At 63.4% G+C, this 17,148-nt stretch carries 16 protein-coding genes; 5 read left to right on the top strand and 11 right to left on the bottom strand.

Annotation, left to right across the window (positions count from 1 at the left end; all coding sequences use genetic code 11):
* Positions 1–36: 36 nt before the first annotated feature.
* Complete coding sequence (locus ASD02_RS03090; RefSeq protein ID WP_025425645.1) at positions 37–1,167, bottom strand: Gfo/Idh/MocA family oxidoreductase; 1,131 nt, start codon at positions 1,165–1,167, stop codon at positions 37–39.
* A gap of 279 nt (positions 1,168–1,446) precedes the next feature.
* On the opposite strand from ASD02_RS03090, the gene ASD02_RS03085 reads away from it, so the two are divergent.
* Positions 1,447–2,253 carry a class II glutamine amidotransferase gene (locus ASD02_RS03085; RefSeq protein ID WP_025425646.1) on the top strand — a complete coding sequence of 269 codons (807 nt, stop codon included), beginning with the start codon at positions 1,447–1,449 and terminating at the stop codon, positions 2,251–2,253.
* Between the two features lie 203 nt (positions 2,254–2,456).
* Here ASD02_RS03085 and coaBC read toward each other — a convergent pair whose 3' ends face one another.
* Positions 2,457–3,677, bottom strand: coding sequence for a bifunctional phosphopantothenoylcysteine decarboxylase/phosphopantothenate--cysteine ligase CoaBC (gene coaBC / locus ASD02_RS03080; protein WP_025425647.1), 1,221 nt, complete (start codon positions 3,675–3,677; stop codon positions 2,457–2,459).
* A gap of 742 nt (positions 3,678–4,419) precedes the next feature.
* Between coaBC and ASD02_RS40305 the strand changes: the two genes are divergently transcribed.
* Both ASD02_RS40305 and ASD02_RS03065 read left to right on the top strand, forming a co-directional pair.
* Positions 4,420–4,542, top strand: coding sequence for a hypothetical protein (locus ASD02_RS40305; protein ID WP_255569781.1), 123 nt, complete (start codon positions 4,420–4,422; stop codon positions 4,540–4,542).
* Positions 4,543–4,883: 341 nt separating this feature from the next.
* Positions 4,884–6,497, top strand: coding sequence for an ABC-F family ATP-binding cassette domain-containing protein (locus tag ASD02_RS03065; protein ID WP_025425650.1), 1,614 nt, complete (start codon positions 4,884–4,886; stop codon positions 6,495–6,497).
* Between the two features lie 37 nt (positions 6,498–6,534).
* On the opposite strand, the gene ASD02_RS03060 is transcribed toward ASD02_RS03065, so the two are convergent.
* The 9 genes from ASD02_RS03060 to ubiE all read right to left on the bottom strand — a co-directional run bounded on the left by ASD02_RS03060 (position 6,535) and on the right by ubiE (position 15,079).
* Positions 6,535–7,437, bottom strand: coding sequence for a cation transporter (locus tag ASD02_RS03060; RefSeq protein WP_025425651.1), 903 nt, complete (start codon positions 7,435–7,437; stop codon positions 6,535–6,537).
* 33 nt (positions 7,438–7,470) lie between these two features.
* Complete coding sequence (locus tag ASD02_RS03055) at positions 7,471–8,934, bottom strand: MFS transporter (RefSeq protein ID WP_057204302.1); 1,464 nt, start codon at positions 8,932–8,934, stop codon at positions 7,471–7,473.
* Positions 8,935–9,216: 282 nt separating this feature from the next.
* Complete coding sequence (locus ASD02_RS03050; RefSeq protein WP_025425652.1) at positions 9,217–9,687, bottom strand: nucleoside deaminase; 471 nt, start codon at positions 9,685–9,687, stop codon at positions 9,217–9,219.
* Positions 9,688–9,700: 13 nt separating this feature from the next.
* Positions 9,701–10,294 carry an ankyrin repeat domain-containing protein gene (locus ASD02_RS03045; RefSeq protein WP_025425653.1) on the bottom strand — a complete coding sequence of 198 codons (594 nt, stop codon included), beginning with the start codon at positions 10,292–10,294 and terminating at the stop codon, positions 9,701–9,703.
* Positions 10,295–10,616: 322 nt separating this feature from the next.
* Positions 10,617–11,396, bottom strand: a complete 780-nt coding sequence (locus ASD02_RS03040; RefSeq protein ID WP_025425654.1) for an SDR family oxidoreductase — start codon at positions 11,394–11,396, stop codon at positions 10,617–10,619.
* 175 nt (positions 11,397–11,571) lie between these two features.
* Positions 11,572–11,829 carry a hypothetical protein gene (locus ASD02_RS03035; RefSeq protein WP_025425655.1) on the bottom strand — a complete coding sequence of 86 codons (258 nt, stop codon included), beginning with the start codon at positions 11,827–11,829 and terminating at the stop codon, positions 11,572–11,574.
* A gap of 161 nt (positions 11,830–11,990) precedes the next feature.
* Entirely contained in the window at positions 11,991–12,500 is a 510-nt protein-coding gene (locus tag ASD02_RS03030) for a GNAT family N-acetyltransferase (protein ID WP_025425656.1), read from the bottom strand.
* 223 nt (positions 12,501–12,723) lie between these two features.
* Positions 12,724–14,298, bottom strand: a complete 1,575-nt coding sequence (gene ubiB / locus ASD02_RS03025; RefSeq protein ID WP_025425657.1) for a 2-polyprenylphenol 6-hydroxylase — start codon at positions 14,296–14,298, stop codon at positions 12,724–12,726.
* A 4-nt stretch (positions 14,299–14,302) separates the two neighbouring features.
* Complete coding sequence (gene ubiE / locus ASD02_RS03020; protein ID WP_025425658.1) at positions 14,303–15,079, bottom strand: bifunctional demethylmenaquinone methyltransferase/2-methoxy-6-polyprenyl-1,4-benzoquinol methylase UbiE; 777 nt, start codon at positions 15,077–15,079, stop codon at positions 14,303–14,305.
* Positions 15,080–15,277: 198 nt separating this feature from the next.
* Here ubiE and mutM point away from each other — a divergent pair, with 198 nt between their 5' ends.
* Both mutM and ASD02_RS03010 read left to right on the top strand, forming a co-directional pair.
* Entirely contained in the window at positions 15,278–16,168 is an 891-nt protein-coding gene (gene mutM / locus ASD02_RS03015; protein ID WP_057204300.1) for a bifunctional DNA-formamidopyrimidine glycosylase/DNA-(apurinic or apyrimidinic site) lyase, read from the top strand.
* A 53-nt stretch (positions 16,169–16,221) separates the two neighbouring features.
* Positions 16,222–16,995, top strand: coding sequence for an enoyl-CoA hydratase (locus ASD02_RS03010; RefSeq protein WP_025425660.1), 774 nt, complete (start codon positions 16,222–16,224; stop codon positions 16,993–16,995).
* Positions 16,996–17,148 lie beyond the last annotated feature (153 nt).

Below are 17,148 nucleotides of genomic sequence, written 5' to 3'. Positions count from 1 at the left end.
TCCATTTTTTGCCGCCTTTTCCATTCCGACTTTTCGTCAGCCGATCTGGACCCATTCGTTGGTCTTTGCCGATTGATAGGTGGCCGAGAGCACCTTCTGCACCTCATAACCCTCGCGGAAATCGGTCGATGGCGGTTTGCCCTTGGCGATCGCCTCAAGGAACTCGTTCACCTCGATGGCCTTCAGATCATTGAAGCCGATCTGGTGGCCGGGTGCCACGCAGAAGGCGCCGTAGGGCGGATGCTCGGGCCCGGCCCAGATGGTGCGGAAGCCGCGGCTGCGAATATCGTCGCCGGTGGAGTAGACGCGGATCTCGTTCAGGCGCTCCTGCGTGAAGACGATGCTGCCCTTGGAGCCGTAGATCTCGAAATCGTGCTGCATCTTGCGGCCGGTGGCGATCCAGTTGGCCTCGAAGCTGCCGGTCGCGCCGTTTTCGAAGCGCACGAAGGCGCGGGTGATGTCGTCGACCTCGACGGCGCGCATCTCGCTGGCGCCGGCAGAGACGGGGCGCTCAGGGATCTGGATGATGGTTTCGGCAAGCACCGATTTGATCGGCCCGACGAGGTGACGCATGGAGGCGATGATGTGGCTGCCGATATCGGCAAGCGCGCCGCCGCCGCTGGCCGGGTTCAGCCGCCAGCCCCACGGCACCGAGGCATCGGCCATGAAGTCTTCGGCATGGACGCCGCGCATGGAGCGGATCTCGCCGATCTCGCCGCTCTCGATGATGTCCTTGGCGAGGAAGATCAGCGGGTTTTTCAGGTAGTTGAAACCGACCTGGGTCGTGACGCCGGCCTTTTCCGCAGCCGCGACCATTTCGGCGCAGTCAGTGACCATCGGCGCCAGCGGCTTTTCGCAATAGACATGTTTGCCATGGGCAATGGCCGCCAACGCCATCTCCTTGTGCAGAAGGTTCGGCGTGGTAATGTCGATGATGTCGATGTCGGGGTCGGTCAAAAGTTCGCGCCAGTCCGCCGTCGCCTTGCGAAAGCCGAGACGCCGGCGGGCGTTTTCCGCGCTTTCGGTGGTCACATCGGCAACCGAAACCAGGTCAAGCTCGAAGGGCAGATCGAACACCCGCGCGGCGATGGTAAAGCCGAGCGCATGCGCCTTGCCCATGAAGCCCGTGCCAATCAGGCCCACACCCAGTTTCTTCTTGCTGCTCATGCCATTCCTCCGGGGTCAACGACCGTGTCGTGGCTCGGAATGAAATGAAATGTGCAAGATTTGTCAACATGGAATATTTGTTCGAAAATATATTGGAGGTCTATGGAGGCGCCTTGGTTGATGTTTCTGTCGAGACAGCGCGATCGGGTGGCCGAGAATACGGTCCCGGCAGAGCCTGGATGAATTTGTTAACGCATTTTTACCATGTTTCGTCGGAACATCGCTCATGGTTAACGAATCGCATCCGTATGAACGGTGCGAAACCGGAGTGATTTCAGCATGTGCCGCTGGGCAGCCTATCGCGGGGAGCCGCTCTATCTCGAGGAACTGGTGACCTCTCCGGCGCACTCGCTGATCGAGCAGTCCCATTGCGCCACGCGGGCAAAGACGGCGACCAACGGCGACGGCTTCGGCATTGCCTGGTACGGCGACCATCCGGAACCTGGGCGCTACCGCGACATTCTCCCCGCCTGGTCCGACTGCAATCTGAAGAGCATTGCCCGCCAGATCCGCTCGCCGCTGTTCCTCGCCCATGTGCGGGCGTCGACCGGTGGCGGCACCCGGCGCGACAACTGCCATCCCTTCGTCTTCGGGCGCTGGTCCTTCATGCACAACGGCCAGATCGGCGACTTCGAACATCTGCGCCGGCCGATGGAGAGCATGCTCGACAACGACCTCTATTCGGCCCGCACCGGCACGACGGATTCCGAACTCCTGTTCCTGCTCGCCATGCAGTTTGGTCTCGACCACAATCCGCTCGGCGCGATCGCCGAAGCGCTGGCCTTCATCGAACAGCTTGCCGAACATCTGGAGCGCCAGGTTCTGGTGCGCTTCACCGCCGCCTTCTCTGACGGCAACGATCTTTATGCGGTGCGCTATGCCTCCGACTGGAAGGCGCCGACGCTCTACGCAGCACCCATGGGCCCGAGCGGCGGTTACTGTCTTGTCTCCGAACCGCTCAACGACGACGACGGCGCCTGGGTCGAAATTCCTGACGGCACGGCCGTGATCGTCGGCGAAAACGGCGTCGATGTCAGGCTGTTCTCGACGCAGGGCGCGCCGGTACGCAAGCACCGTTCGGCCTGAGGCTTTCAGCATATCGGTGGGCAGTGAGCGGCCCCTCATTCGGCTGCCGCCACCTTCTCCCCGTTTTCACGGGGAGAAGGGATACGCCGCACTCGCGCGTTCCTTTTGCTGCGGATGCTTCATCCACACAGGGCACGTTCCCTCGCCCCGCCTGCGGGGAGAGGGTTAGGGTGAGGGGCTTTTTGGCCAGGTACGGCGATTGATCAACCCTGTTCTCTTCGCTCCAGCTCAGCCGCAATCAGCGCCGCCAATTTTTCGGCAACCGCTTCCTTGTCCATCTCCGGCCAGTCGTCGTTGCCGTCGGCCGAGATCAGCTTCACCCGGTTGCGATCGCCACCCATGATGCCGGTTGCCGGCGAGACGTCGTTGGCGAGAATGTAATCGGCACCCTTGCGCTCGAGCTTCGAGCGGCCGTTGTCGGCGACGTTCTCCGTCTCGGCGGCAAAGCCGACGACCAGCTTCGGCCGGTTTGCATGGTGGCCGACCGTCTTGAGGATGTCCGGGTTCTCGGCCAATTGAAGCGGTGGCGGCGCTTCGCCCGGCTTCTTCTTGATCTTGTTGCCGGCCGCACTTGCCACCCGCCAGTCGGCAACGGCCGCGACCATCACCGCAACGTCGGCGGGAAGGGCGGCAAGCACTGCATCGCGCATTTCCTCGGCGCGCTCGACATGGATCACGTTGACACCTGTGGGATCGGGGATCGTCACAGGGCCGGACACCAGCGTCACATCCGCGCCGAGCCTGGCGAGCGCCGCGGCAATGGCGTGGCCCTGCTTGCCCGACGAGCGGTTGGCGATGTAGCGCACCGGGTCGATCGGCTCATGCGTCGGGCCGGATGTGACGACCGCCTTGCGTCCGGCAAGTGGCTTCGCGCCGCCTGCAAGCAGGTTTTCGACGGCAGCGACGATCGCCAGCGGCTCGCTCATCCGTCCTTCTCCGGCCTCGCCGCTCTCCGCCATTTCGCCGGCTTCAGGGCCGATGAAATGGATGCCGTCGGCGGCGAGCGTCGCGCGGTTGCGCCGGGTTGCCGGGTGCGCCCACATCTTCGGGTTCATCGCCGGCGCGACCAGCACCGGACGGTCGGTGGCCAGCAGGATGGTCGAGGCGAGATCGTCGGCATGACCGTTCGCCATCTTCGCCATCAGGTCGGCGGTAACAGGGGCGACGACGATCAGATCGCATTCGCGCGCCAGCCGGATATGGCCGACATCCTGTTCGTCCTCGCGCGAAAACAGCTCGAGATAGACATGCGAGGCGGAAAGCGCGCCGACGGCAAGCGGTGTCACGAACTGTTGCGCACCTGATGTCATGACTGGCCGGACGCTGGCGCCGCGCTCGCGCAGCCGGCGGATAAGGTCCAGGCTCTTATAGGCCGCAATGCCGCCGGAGATGATCAGGAGAATGCGTTTGCCCGACAGTGTCATTGCGTCCCAGCCTTGCGGCCGCCTTCTTAACCGGAGTTCTTTCCGGTTCAGCCATGGTGTTCAACAGCATCCCTTTCGACGGATTCGCCGGCGGAGGGACGCGGTTGCAGCGACCCTACTTGAGCGTTTCATCGGGCGCAACGTGTCTGGCCGAACGCCACAATTGCAGCCGTGGCGGCGCACGCCTGGAGGGGCGTTCGGCGATCCTTGCGCGCCGGCAGCAGATCACCCGATCCAGATGGCGCGCCTGGCCGCGTTCCCTTTCTAGCGGCGAATATCCCTTGGTATCTCACTGCCGAAGGCGCATAGTGCATCCATCATCGACCGATCGAACGGGCGTCGGTGGCTGAGAGATCGTTACGCTTTCGCCCCAACTGAGGAGATCGCGTGATGCACCCCATCGACGGATTTCGTGGGCGACCGATCCTTCCCGAGGAATTCCCGATGGTTGCCGATGTTTTTCGGGATGCCGTCCGGGTGCGATACCCGGCGCTTGATCGCGAAGAGGGCGAGGCAATCCTGGCCCGACTCATGGACTTGCACCACAGCCGTGTCGAAAGTCGGCTGCCCCTGGTCCAATAGCTGTCGACCTTCGGATCTGCCGTCCTCAGCAGCCAAAACGCGTCGCGGATGCCGCTCCAGATTTCCGCGCGGGCCTCCCGCACCTCATAAGATGACACGCAGGCGATCGCGTGGCCCGGCCCCAACGGCCGTCGGGCATTTCGACGCCAGGGAGAATGCCATGCTTCATACCTTTGCAATGCATATTCGCCGCTATGACTACGCGCTTGCCGCAATCAAGATGTCGCTCATCCTGTCCCTGCTGGTGATCGCGCTGATCACGCTGAACGGTCTCGTCTGGTAATCGTCCAAAGGCGGCACCATCTGCTCCAGACCGGGCGACCACGCTCGTGTGCCGCCCACACTGTGTTCCAATACCATCTCCAATCGATCAGTGCCGAACGCGGCCGGATCTGGCTTCAAAGCAAGCAGAATGCCGGTTGCACGGGCGCCAAGGATGTTTCCAGACTGAGCGGCGACCAAGTGCTCACGGTTCGCGGCGAGCGGCTATGGCATCCTTGCCTTGAAGAAAACACGATCGATGTTATCTTTGCATCGATAGAAATTACCACAGGATACACGCATCGATGGATTTCCACCTGACAGCAAAGCCCACTCTTTTTGCCATCAGGGAAATCCGTATCCATGCCTGTTTCGATCTCGCTCTCCCATCTCACCTGGTCAACGCCTGACGGCCGCAGCCTCTTTTCCGACCTGAGCCTGACGTTCGGCCCGGCGCGCTCTGGCCTTGTCGGGCGCAATGGCGTCGGCAAAAGCACGCTGCTGAAGCTGATTGCGGGAACACTCCAGCCGCAGGCCGGCACAGTCTCGGTCGACGGCAGCCTCGGCATCCTGCGCCAGACGGTGCAGGTCGCCGAACAGGAGAGCGTCGCCGACCTCTTCGGCATTGCCGATGCGCTGGCGCTTCTACGCCGAGCGGAGGAAGGCACCGCCAGCATCGACGAGCTGTCGATTGCCGACTGGACGCTGGAGGCGCGACTGGCCGCAGCGCTCGCTCGCCTCGGGCTGGAGGCAGAAGCGCAGACGCCGCTCTCATCGCTATCCGGCGGGCAGCTGACCCGTGCCAAGCTGGCGGCATTGGTCTTTGCCGATCCCGATTTCATCCTGCTCGACGAACCCACCAACAATCTCGACCGCGCCGGGCGCGAGGCAGTGATCGAGCTGATGGCGAACTGGCGTGGCGGCGCCATCGTCGTGAGCCACGATCGCGAGCTTCTCGACACGATGGATGTGATCGTCGAACTCACCTCTCTCGGCGCCACCAGCTACGGCGGCAACTGGAGCCACTATCGCGAGCGCAAGGCGATCGAACTCGCATCGGCCCGGCACGATCTTGCCGACGCGGAACGACGCCTTGCGGAGGTCGACCGCAAGACGCAGGAGCTCGCGGAGCGCAAGGCCCGAAAGGATAGCGCCGGCCGCAGAAAGCGCGCCAAAGGTGACGAGCCGCTTCTGCTGCTCGATGCGAAGAAGGAGCGCAGCGAAAAGACGGCGGGCGACAACGCGCGGCTTTCCGAGCGGCGACGCGATCAGGCGCTCGGCGATCTTGCCGCCGCCCGCGAACGCATCGAGATCCTCCAGCCGTTTTCGGTCCGGCTGCCTTCGACCGGGCTGCCGCCCGGCCGTGCCGTTCTTCAGGTCGATGATGTCAGCGCCGGTTATATCCCGGACCGTCCGGTGCTCGCCAATCTGTCGCTGACGATTGCCGGGCCGGAGCGGGTGGCGATCACCGGCCGCAACGGTTCAGGCAAGACGACGTTTCTGTCGCTGATGTCAGGCAAGCTTGCTCCCTGGTCGGGTCAGGTTCGGGTTCTGACGGACTTTGCCATTCTGGATCAACAGGTGAGCCTGCTCGATCCGCAGGTGTCGATCCGCGACAACTTCCGCCGGCTCCATCCCGGCGCCGGCGAAAACGCCTGTCGGGCGGCGCTCGCGCGGTTCATGTTCCGCGCCGACGCGGCACTGCAGCGCGTCTCCAGCCTGAGTGGCGGGCAGATGCTGCGTGCGGGGCTCGCCTGCGTGCTTGGCGGCGAGAGCCCGCCTGATCTCCTGATTCTCGACGAGCCGACCAACCATCTCGATATCGATTCCATCGAGACGGTGGAGGCGGGACTGCGGGCTTTCGACGGGGCGCTCATCGTCGTCAGCCACGACGAGGCGTTTCTGGAGGCGATCGGCATAACGCGCCGGATCGATCTGACGACCCCGTCGGCAGGTCGTCGCTCGAACGTTCGTTAAAGGCGGATGATTTCGGGCGGCACGCCGGCAGTGGGCGCTACTGCGCCCATTTCACGTCGCCGGTAAAGGCGATCGTCAGCCAGCGATCGCGCCCGGCCTCGCCGATTTCCGCGCCGATCTCGGCGCGGATCGCATCGAGGCTCGCAAGCGTATCCACCCGGGTTTCGGCCGATCCGATCAGGTAGATCTCGATCAGCCGGGCCCTGCCGACCTTGGCGACGTATGTGCGATAATCGGCAAAGCCGTGGCGGCTGGCGGCATTGCGCGCTGCCTCGCGCACTTTCTCGTCCAGTTCCGCCGGGGCGACTAGGAAGATTTCCTTCAGCGCGGCATAGACGGTCTTCAGCGGAAGCGGGATCAGGCAAAGTGTCAGAACCACCAGAATTGCCGGGTCGGCATAGGGCGTCCAGTCTTCATAGGCGGTGCCCTTCAGCATCGCGGCGACCACGAAAGCAACAAGCAGGGCTGCGGTAATCGTGCCCGACATCGCCCAGGCACGCACATCCAACGCCAGGAATTCCGAGCCGATCGTGCGGTTCGCCCGCCGCCCGTAGATGAACATCACGATGCAGATGACGACGACGACGGCGGCATAGGCGATCGCCCAGTCGAAGGCGAGTTCGCGGCCGCCCGACAGCAGCGAGTCGACGGCGTTGATAAGGGCGTAGAAGGAGAGCGTCGTGAGTAGGCCGGCGTTTAACAGCAGGACCATCGGCTCGATATGCCAGAAGCCCATTTGAAAGCGGCTGCTTTCCCGTGGGATCAGCCGCGTCACTCCCAGCGCCAGCAGCGTCATGGCGGCGTCGACGACGGAAAACACCCCGTCGAACACGATCGACACCGATCCGGACAACAGGCCGAACAGCACGCCTGTCGCGCCGACGACGATGGTGGCGGCGATCGATCGCTTGAGGACGGTTTGTTCGGTGGCGGTGGTCATGATCTTGTATTCACTCCTGTTTCGACGCGGTGCTTAGGCTGTGCCAGTGACGAAATGGTGACGGTGATCACGCAGACGAGGCGATGGTAGCGCTTCCGGTTGGCAAGAAAAAGCGGCGGCAGCGCTGCCCTGCGGCGATCTCGTGTCGCACCAGGGAGGCGATCGATGAGCCCAAGCATGATGATTGTGAACACGAATACCACCCCTGCGTGGGGCAATGCTGCCTCCGGCCCTAGGCGAATTGACCGAAGCGCATGAGATCTCGGCCGACGGCGCTGCCATCGAGCGCATCGGTGCGTGCCGCCTGCGGGCGGGGCGGCGGCATGGAATGGCCGATTGCAAACAGGAGCGCGCTTGCCGCTGAAAGCAGCGCGAACAGCAGGAACATGCCGGCGCCGCCGCTTGCGCCGAGTGCAAGGCCGCCGATGAGCGGCCCAAGGAAATTGCCGACGGTGGACAGTGAATGGGCGCCGAAATAGGTGCCGCGATTGCCGGCATCCTGCCGTCGACCAGCACATATTCCGAGGGCACGACGAGCACCTCGCCGATGGTGAAGAGGATCATCGAGGCGACCAGCATTTCGACGCCGGACGAGGCTGCAAAGCCGATTTCACCAAGCAGGAACAGCAGGCAGCCGAGCGACAGCGCCTTGAGCGCGCCGATCCTTTCAATGACGAAGCGGGCGGGCGTGCTGGCGACGAGCACCGTTGCTGCGTTGGTCGAAACCAGCAGCGCGAACAGGGTGACGCCATCCTCGAAGCCGGTGTTGAGATATTGCGACAATGTCACCGACCATTGACCATGAACGGCCAAAAGCAGGGTGCCGCCGATGACGAAGAAGATCAGTCGGCGGTCGCGCAAGGCAGCGACAAGCCCGCGCCAGCCGCCCGTGGTGTTGGACCCCGGTCCCGTCTCGACCGCCCGTCTGTTGCTCGCTTCCGGCACGGTGAAGAACAGCACGAGGCCGAAGGCCGCATGCATGATGCCGGCAATGATGAATAGGGTCGAATAGGCAGCGCCGACCCAGACGCCGATCAACGGCCCGACGGCCCAGCCGGCATTGATCGCCAGATAGCGCCAGGAGAATACCCGCAGGCGCAGATGCGCTGGCGCGGCATCGCTCATCAATGCGCGCGAAACCGGTTCATAGACGGCGGCGGCAACCGCAGAGACGATATGCGCCAGCGCGAAGGCGGCGATCGAGTGCGCCAGCCCGAGCCCCGCCAGCGCCAGTCCGGCCATGAAGAGCGCTATGGTCAGCACACCCGTTCGGCCGATGCGATCGGACAGGCTGCCGGCAAACGGGCTGATGATCGCGCCGAGCAGGGGGCCCGCGCCAATCAGGACGCCGATACCTGCCGGGGTAAGGCCAAAATCCCGCTGCAGGCGGATCGCGAGGAAGGTCAGGCTCATGCCCTTGGCGATCGTCACCACGCCGGAGCCGGCGATGAGAAGCAGCGCCACCAGGCGGCCCGTGCGTTCGGAAAAGGCATTCATCGCAGCACCCGCGGGCTGGGCCGCCGACGTTCTCCGAGGAACGCTGGGCGGCAGGGAGGAGAGGGCAATCTCACCTTCGCGATTACACTCGCCGCGTGTGTTCGGCAAGGGCTCTGGTTGTCGAGACACCGTCGGTCGGCGTGAGCAGGCGGGTTGTTCCGGCGCCTCACTGCCTTTGCCGTGCCCGTCCGCCCGTCGGAGGCACCACCGGCCGGCGCTGGCAGTGGCCGCCGCAGGGGGCTGCCCAAGCTGTGGCTGGGCTTGACCGGTGCCGGCCGCTTGTCAGCCCTCTTTTTGACGATGCTGCCATTCCGCATAGAGCGGTGCCAGGTCGTTATCGTCGACCGGCACATGGCGAAAGCGCATCGACTGTTCGCCAAGGGGTTTTGCCAGTTCGGCATAGACTGCCGCCGTCGACAGCCCGTAGGGTTCGGCGTCGGCATTCGAGTGGGCGTAGGCGATCTCGGTGATGCCGGCCATGCGCATGGCCGCAATGCACATCGGGCAGGGTTGGCCGCTGGCATAGATCGCAACGCCTTCAAGACGGGGAGACCCGAGGCGCTTTGCCGCCAGGCGAAGGGCATTCATCTCGGCATGCGATGTCGGATCGCCGGTTTCAAGCATCTCGTTGACGCCGCTGGCGATAACCTCGCCGTTGCGAACGGCAACCGCGCCGAAGGGACGGCCACCTTTTTCGACATTGGCGCGGGCAAGGGCGACAGCCTCGCCGAGAAAGCGTCTTTCCTGCTTCATGTCCCCTCCGATTTCAACGGGCGCCGGCGGCGGTAAGCAGCTTTTCAATCCGGCCATAGCCGCGCTGCCGGGCGTGGCTCAATGGGCTCACGCCCTCGCCATCGGCAAGATTGACGTTCGCGCCCGCGTCGATCAGCAATCGCACGATCTCCGTATGCTTTTCGCCGCCGGTGCCGAGAATGATGGCTTCGATCAGCGCCGTCCAGCCCAGCCGGTTGACGTGATCGACATCGACGCCCGCCTCGATCAGCGTCTTCACCGTTTCGACGTGGCCGCGTTCTGCCGCAGGGATCAGCGCCGTGCCGCCGTAACGGTTGGTGCTTTTGAGGTCGGCGCCGTTGGCAAGCGTCAGCTTCAGGATTTCGAGATGGCCGCGCGCGCCAGCATAGAGGTAGGGACTGTCCTCGATCTTGTCCTTCGCATTGACATCCGCGCCGGCTTCGATGAGCGCGCGGGCAGCGTCGATGCGGTTTTCGTGTGTGGCGACGAGCAGAGCGGTCGCGCCGCTTGCGTCACGCGCGTCGAGCGTTGCTCCGCGCTTGATCAATTCGCGCAGTTCGGCGGCGTTGCCGGCCGAAGCTGCGGCAATCATTTCCTTTTCAAGCATGGCGGCTCCTGCAGCGGCGGGAAGAAGGGCTGAGGCGAAGAGTGCAATCCCGAGCAGCCACCCGGTCGATGGTGAGTTCATGGGGGTCATTCCAGTCGTTTAGCCAGTCGTTTGGCCAGTCGTATGGTCAGCCGGGCAAACGGCGCCCGGCTGCAGGTTTTACTGCATAACCCCTGAAACCAGCATCAATTTGCGGTGAAGTTCACCTGCGAAATTGAAGCTTCTGAACGCCATGTCTGACGCACGATGCAATAATAAATGACCGCCTTGAGCCGGTCGCTTGTATTTTCAAGGGAGGGGCAGGGCGGACTGACGCGGCAACTCAGAGCATCGATCGGCTGAGACCGCCGTCGACGGGAAGTGCCACGCCCGTGACATAGGCCGCGGGCCGGCCCGCGAGAAATGCGGCGGCAGCGCCGAATTCCGCCGGCGTTCCATAGCGGCCGATTGGAATATCCGCCTGGCTGCGCGCGGCAACCGTGGCGATATCGACGCCTTCGTTCTCGGCGTCCATGCGGTCGAAGCCCAAGGTGCGGTCGGTCGCAAGCCGCCCCGGCAACAGCATGTTGACGGTCACGCCGTCGGCGGCGACTTCGCCGGCCAGCGTCTTCAGCCAGCCGGCAACAGCGCTTCGAAGCGCGTTGGAGGCGGTCAGGCCCGGGATCGGCTCGCGGATGCTGGTCGAAGCGACGGCAATGATGCGGCCGAAACCGCGCTCCCTCATGCCGGGCAGAACCCGGCCGGTGATGCGCATGCCGGCGAGCACCATGGTCTCGAACTGCGTCCGCCAGAACTCCGGCTCGATGGTGGACGCAAGCGACGGCGGCGGCCCGCCGCCATTCAGGATGAGAATGTCGATCGCGCCGAAATCGGCGGCGAGCCGATCGAGCAGCGCGTCGAGGCTTTCGGGCTTGGAAAGATCGAGCGCAAAACCGCGGGCGCTCGAACTGAGCTCTGCTGCGACCTTTTCGGCCGTAGTTGCGTCGCGACCGGTCACCGCGACGGCAACGCCTTCAGCCGCGAGTGCTTCGGCGATGCCGCGTCCAAGCCCCTTGCTGCCGCCGAGCACGAGCGCCTTCTTGCCTGTGATGCCGAGATCCATGACGGTCTACCTTCCCATGCGATTTGCGTTGCTGCTTTTGGAGCCCGGCAGCGACGCGGCGTCAATGGGGTAAGCGGATGGGAACCGGCAATTCGGATGAAGGTGATGAGCGCCAGACGTCGAAAAGCCCGGCCGGAAACCGGCCGGGCCTCGTGTCCCTCGCCCCTTGCTATTATTAACGGCAGATGCGGATACGCTCGTAGTAGACATTGCCGTAGTGATCGTAGCGCCTGACTTTCTTGATGAAGCAATAGGGGCGATACTCGTCGTAGTAGCCACCGTAATAGCCGTCGACATAGCCGATCTGGCCGCTCCAGCCATGGCCGTAGGCGCCGTTGCTGAAGCCGATCGTCACACCGCCAGCCTGTGACGGCGCGGCAAAGGAAACGGCTGCGGTGATTGCGACGGCCGCGGCGATGATGATCTTGCGCATGGTGTTCTCTCCTCCAGGGATGAACTCCCGTCATCCATGGGGAGAAGATCGCATGTCGTCTGCTTATTCGCAGTTCCGGATGGAACATGGTTGCAGCCGGCGGCAGAACCGAAAGCCCTGCCACCTCTTCCTCACCACCCGGACGCATGGTCCGGCCGCGATCAGGCGCGAATGCGCGCCATCGCCAGCACGTCGGCCAGCACGCCATTGCGCAGAGCATAGGCCCTGTGCGTGCCTTCGGGTTCGAAGCCGGTCTTGCGATAAAGCGCGATTGCCGCTTCGTTGTCGGTAAAGACGGTCAGCTCGATGCGGCTGATCCCAAGCCAGTTATCGGCAGCATCGATCAGAGATGTAAGAAGTGTCTTACCGATGCCTTCGCCGCGGTGGTTGTCATCGACGCTGATGCCGAGCACGGCGGAGTGATGCCGGCGCCCCTTATTGCGGTGCAGACCGGCCATGCCGACGATGCGGCCGTCGCGCTCGGCCACGATCACAGTGTTGTCCTCCGACAGGCCCTCCATCCACTTGCGCGTCTGCTCCGGTGTCGAATAGGGCAGTCTGAGCGTGCCGGAGCGGATGCCCGGCTGGCTCATAAGTGCGGCGATCGCTTCCCAGTCGACGACGCGCGCCGCTCGAATCCTGAGTGTCGGGGAGGGGGTGGCTTCGGTCATTGTTTCCTCATCAGCTCGCTGGCACCGAGGAAACAGGACCAAACCCTGCTCGCCTCGGCAGGGTTGGTCGGGGGACAGTCCGTTTAACGCACGTGGTCTCCCGCACACCCCTGGATATGCGTGCAAAGCACCATTGCGATCATCGAACGATTGTCCATGTCGGAACGATAACAAGCGGCAGTGGAATTGCAAGCCGGTTCGGCGACCGGATTGCCGGTGGCGCTCAGGTCACCTGCCAGGCGATATAGACGAGCGTGGCGGCAATCAGCCACAGCGCCAGGCGGCCGGAGCGCGTGTGGCGTGCCTCGGCCTTGCCGATGGCATGCGCCGTCTCGGCGTCGAACCGTAGGCCGTTTTCGCTCATGGCCATGATCTCGCTGGAGAATTTTTCCGTGCGGGCGGCGATTTCCGGTGCTGCTTCGGCCAGACGAAGGGCCGCGTGCAGGCCGTCGCGCAGGTCGGTGACGATGCGCTTCGGTCCGAGATTGTCGCGGATCCACTTGCCGACCACAGGCTCGGATGCTTTCCACATGTTGAAACGCGGATTGAGCGTGCGCGCGACGCCCTCGACGACGACCATGGTCTTCTGCAGCATGACCAGTTCCGGCCGTGTCTGCATGTCGAAGAGCTCGGTCACCTCGAACAGAAGCGTCAGCAGCTTTGCCATCGAGATGGTCTCGGCCGGCTGGCCGTGGATCGGCTCGCCAATGGCGCGGATCGCCTGGGCGAAGCTCGCGGCATCATGATGCGACGGCACGTAGCCTGCCTCGAAATGCACGTCGGCGACGCGCTGGTAGTCGCGGGTGATGAAGCCGAACAGGATCTCGGCGAGGAAGCGGCGTTCCTTCTTGCCGAGACGGCCGACGATGCCCATGTCGACGGCGACGATATGGCCGGCATCGTCGACGAACAGGTTGCCCTGATGCATGTCGGCGTGGAAGAAGCCGTCGCGCAATGTGTGGCGGAGAAAGGACTGGATCAGGGTGTCGCCCAGCGCGTCGAGATCGTGGCCCGCCGCCTTCAGCCCGTCGATATCCGACATCTTGACGCCGTCGATCCATTCCATGGTGACGACGTCGCGGCCGGTGCGTTCCCAATCGACCTTCGGTACGCGAAAGCCGGAATCTTCCTTGGTGTTCTCGCCGAGTTCGGAAAGGGCGGCTGCTTCCAACCGAAGATCCATTTCGATCTTGGTCGTCTGCTCTAGCGTCTTGGTGACCTCGACCGGTTTCAGCCGCCGCGTATAGGGCAGGAAACGCTCCTGCATGTGGCTGACGAGATACATCGCCTCGATATCGGAGGCAAAACGCTGGCGGATGCCGGGGCGGATGACCTTGACGGCAACCTTGTCGGGCCGGCCGTCGCGCATGACGATGGCCGGATGAACCTGGGCGATCGAGGCGGCCGCCATCGGCAGGGAAAATTCGGCGTAGAGGTCTTCGACCTTGCGGCCGAGCGATCCCTCGATCGCGGCCTTGGCTTCGCTTTGCGGAAAGGTCGCCATCTGGTCCTGCAGCAGCGACAGGTCAGCGGCAAATTCCGCGCCGACGACGTCGGGGCGGGTTGCCAGGAACTGGCCGATTTTCACATAGGAGGGGCCGAGGCGTGCAACGGCGCGCGACAGCCGGTCGCTGCGCTCCTCGCCTAGCACCTTGCGGCGGGCGAAAAGCCCGGCTGCCTTCTGGGCGAAACGGGCAAAGGGCGGCAGGTGTTCGGTCGGGACCGCCGAGACGACGCCTTCGCGCACGAGAACCCAGCCGATCCGCACGAGGCGGACATATGCTCCAGCTGTGCTCATAAGATCAGATTTTCCAGCCGGAATGCAGCGCTGCGATGCCGCCGGTGTAATTGGTGAAGGAGACGCGCGAGAAGCCCGCCTCCTTGATCATGGCGGCAAAATCGCGCTGGTTCGGGAACTTGCGGATCGATTCCACCAGATACTGATAGGGCGCTTCGTCGCCGGTGATCAGCTTGCCGAATTTCGGGATCGCGTTGAACGACCATGCATCGTAGAAACGGTCGAGAAGCGGCATCTCCACTTCGGAGAATTCGAGCACCAGCAGTCGCCCGCCGCGCTTCAACACACGATAGGCTTCTTTGAGCGCGACATCGATACGCGGGACGTTGCGGATGCCGAAGGCGATCGTATAGGCGTCGAAGGAATTCGCGTCGAACGGCAGTTCCTCAGCATTGGCCTCGACAAAATCGAGATTGGCCGAAAGCTTCTTCTTTTCCGCCCGTTCCGCGCCGACGGCGAGCATCGAGCCGTTGATGTCGAGAACCGTCGAATGCGCCTTGCGGTCGGAGGCTTCGATGATGCGGAAGGCGATGTCGCCGGTGCCGCCGGCGACGTCGAGCGTCCTGTAGCCCTCGCGGCGCGGCGGATTGAGCGCGGCAATCATCGCATCCTTCCAGGCGCGGTGCAGCCCGGCCGACATCACGTCGTTCATGATGTCGTAGCGCTTGGCCACCTTATGGAAGACGTCGTTGACGAGCGGCTGCTTTTCGCCCGTACCGACGTTGCGGAAACCGAAGGAGGTTTCCATTCCGCCATTGGCCGATACCCGCTGATCCGTCATACGAAGAACTCCACCTGAACCAATTTTTCCGGCACCATAGCGAAATCGTCCGACCCGCGCTATCTCGGGGGCAGGGCCATGGCTGCGGCATAGCGCACCCCTATAGGATAAGTAGCCCGCCAAGGAAATGCCAACGGCCGGGCTTATGGTGGTTAAGAATGCCGGGCGTGTGGTGGTTAAGAAAGAAGGAGACGACGCATGCCGGAACTGCCGGAGGTCGAAACGGTAAAACGGGGTCTGGCGCCGACCATGGAAGGCGCGCTCCTCGTCAGTGCAGAACTGCGTCGGCCGGATCTGCGTTTTCCCTTCCCTGTCAATTTTGCAGCCACCGTTGCCGGTCAGCGCATCGTCTCGCTGTCGCGCCGGGCAAAATATCTGATGATCGATCTGGAGGCCGGTGACGTCATCATTGCCCATCTCGGCATGTCAGGTTCGTTCCGTATCGAACAGGGCGCGCTGCCAGAAACGCCGGACGAATTTCACCACCCACGCGCCAAGGATGAGAAGCACGATCATGTGATCTTCCATCTGGAAGGTGCCGTCGGCCCCGCCCGTGTCATCTATAACGATCCGCGCCGTTTCGGTTTCATGGATCTCGCCCGACGGGACACGGTGGCGGCCCACGCCTTCTTCCGCGCACTCGGGGAAGAGCCGACCGGCAACGCGCTCGACGCCGCCTATCTGGCGGCACGCTTTGCCGGAAAGGCGCAACCGCTGAAGGTAGCCTTGCTCGACCAGAAGAATATTGCCGGCCTCGGCAATATATATGTGTGCGAGGCGCTCTGGCGTTCAGGCCTGTCGCCGCTGAAGCCGGCAGGCGCCCTCGTCGACAGCCAAGGTGGGTCGAAGCCGGAACTGCAGGGCCTGACCGTTGCAATCCGCGAGGTCATTGCCGATGCCATCGCCGCGGGCGGCTCGTCGCTGAAAGATCATATCCAGGCCGACGGATCGCTCGGCTATTTCCAGCATTCCTTTTCCGTCTATGACCGGGAAGGGGAGGCTTGCCGCACGCCGGGTTGCGGCGGTACGGTCGCCCGCATCGTGCAGGCGGGACGCTCGACGTTTCATTGCCCGCGCTGCCAGAAATGAACATCCGGGTCCGGCCGGACCCGACCGCTGACACGAATTCGGAGGAGACGACAATGAGTTACGAGACGCTGCTGGTCGAGACGCGCGGACGCGTGGGCCTGGTCACGCTCAATCGCCCGCAGGCGCTGAATGCGCTGAACTCGACCGTTATGCGCGAGCTTGCCGCGGTGCTGAAAGCGTTCGATGCCGATAACGAGATCGGCGCCGTTGTTGTCACCGGTTCGGAGAAGGCCTTTGCGGCCGGCGCCGACATCAAGGAGATGCAGACGCTGGACTTCGTCGAAAGCTATCTCGGCGATTTCATCGGCGGCTGGGATCAGGTGGCTGCTGCCCGCAAACCGGTCATTGCAGCCGTTTCCGGCTACGCGCTCGGCGGCGGGTGCGAACTGGCGATGATGTGTGACTTCATCATCGCTTCCGAGACGGCAAAGTTCGGCCAACCGGAAATTACCCTTGGCGTCATCCCCGGCATGGGCGGGTCGCAGCGCCTCACCCGTGCCGTCGGCAAGGCGAAGGCGATGGACCTCGTCCTCACCGGACGGATGATGGACGCGACCGAGGCGGAACGCGCAGGACTCGTTTCGCGTGTGGTGGCGCCGGAGAAATTGATGGAGGAAGCGCTGGCTGCGGCCGAGAAGATCGCATCGTTCTCGCTGCCGGCGGTGATGATGGCAAAAGAGGCCGTCAATCGCTCGCTGGAGCTCACGCTTGCCGAAGGCCTGCGGTTCGAACGGCGGCTTTTCCATTCGCTGTTTGCCACTGAAGACCAGAAGGAAGGCATGGCCGCCTTCGCAGCGAAGCGCAAGCCGGAGTTCAAACACAGGTAGATCAAGGGGCGACGCGCAGTTTTCTCCAAATTGCGCGTTGACGGGGCGGCCGTTTCTCGCTATATGCCGCCCTCAGTTTGGAACGCCAAATCTGGGCTTTCCGATAATGCTCCCGAATTGCTTTGATGACAGGTCGCAGTGACCCGGCACGGC

The sequence above is a fragment of the Ensifer sp. Root1252 genome, from assembly GCF_001425885.1.
GTDB lineage: Bacteria > Pseudomonadota > Alphaproteobacteria > Rhizobiales > Rhizobiaceae > Ensifer > Ensifer canadensis.
Note: the sequence above shows the minus strand (reverse complement) of the source record. Positions and strands in the feature narration are given on the sequence as shown.

Excerpts from the sequence above, each read along its gene's own strand:
- ASD02_RS03030 (WP_025425656.1), bottom strand. The coding sequence starts at position 12,500 with ATGACCGAAGCCACCCCCTCCCCGACACTCAGGATTCGAGCGGCGCGC.
- ASD02_RS40305 (WP_255569781.1), top strand. The coding sequence starts at position 4,420 with ATGCTTCATACCTTTGCAATGCATATTCGCCGCTATGACTACGCGCTT.
- ASD02_RS03090 (WP_025425645.1), bottom strand. The coding sequence starts at position 1,167 with ATGAGCAGCAAGAAGAAACTGGGTGTGGGCCTGATTGGCACGGGCTTC.
- ubiE (WP_025425658.1), bottom strand. The coding sequence starts at position 15,079 with ATGACGGATCAGCGGGTATCGGCCAATGGCGGAATGGAAACCTCCTTC.
- ASD02_RS03065 (WP_025425650.1), top strand. The coding sequence starts at position 4,884 with ATGCCTGTTTCGATCTCGCTCTCCCATCTCACCTGGTCAACGCCTGAC.
- ubiB (WP_025425657.1), bottom strand. The coding sequence starts at position 14,298 with ATGAGCACAGCTGGAGCATATGTCCGCCTCGTGCGGATCGGCTGGGTT.
- ASD02_RS03045 (WP_025425653.1), bottom strand. The coding sequence starts at position 10,294 with ATGCTTGAAAAGGAAATGATTGCCGCAGCTTCGGCCGGCAACGCCGCC.
- ASD02_RS03035 (WP_025425655.1), bottom strand. The coding sequence starts at position 11,829 with ATGCGCAAGATCATCATCGCCGCGGCCGTCGCAATCACCGCAGCCGTT.
- ASD02_RS03055 (WP_057204302.1), bottom strand. The coding sequence starts at position 8,934 with ATGAATGCCTTTTCCGAACGCACGGGCCGCCTGGTGGCGCTGCTTCTC.
- ASD02_RS03060 (WP_025425651.1), bottom strand. The coding sequence starts at position 7,437 with ATGACCACCGCCACCGAACAAACCGTCCTCAAGCGATCGATCGCCGCC.
- coaBC (WP_025425647.1), bottom strand. The coding sequence starts at position 3,677 with ATGACACTGTCGGGCAAACGCATTCTCCTGATCATCTCCGGCGGCATT.
- mutM (WP_057204300.1), top strand. The coding sequence starts at position 15,278 with ATGCCGGAACTGCCGGAGGTCGAAACGGTAAAACGGGGTCTGGCGCCG.
- ASD02_RS03010 (WP_025425660.1), top strand. The coding sequence starts at position 16,222 with ATGAGTTACGAGACGCTGCTGGTCGAGACGCGCGGACGCGTGGGCCTG.
- ASD02_RS03085 (WP_025425646.1), top strand. The coding sequence starts at position 1,447 with ATGTGCCGCTGGGCAGCCTATCGCGGGGAGCCGCTCTATCTCGAGGAA.
- ASD02_RS03040 (WP_025425654.1), bottom strand. The coding sequence starts at position 11,396 with ATGGATCTCGGCATCACAGGCAAGAAGGCGCTCGTGCTCGGCGGCAGC.
- ASD02_RS03050 (WP_025425652.1), bottom strand. The coding sequence starts at position 9,687 with ATGAAGCAGGAAAGACGCTTTCTCGGCGAGGCTGTCGCCCTTGCCCGC.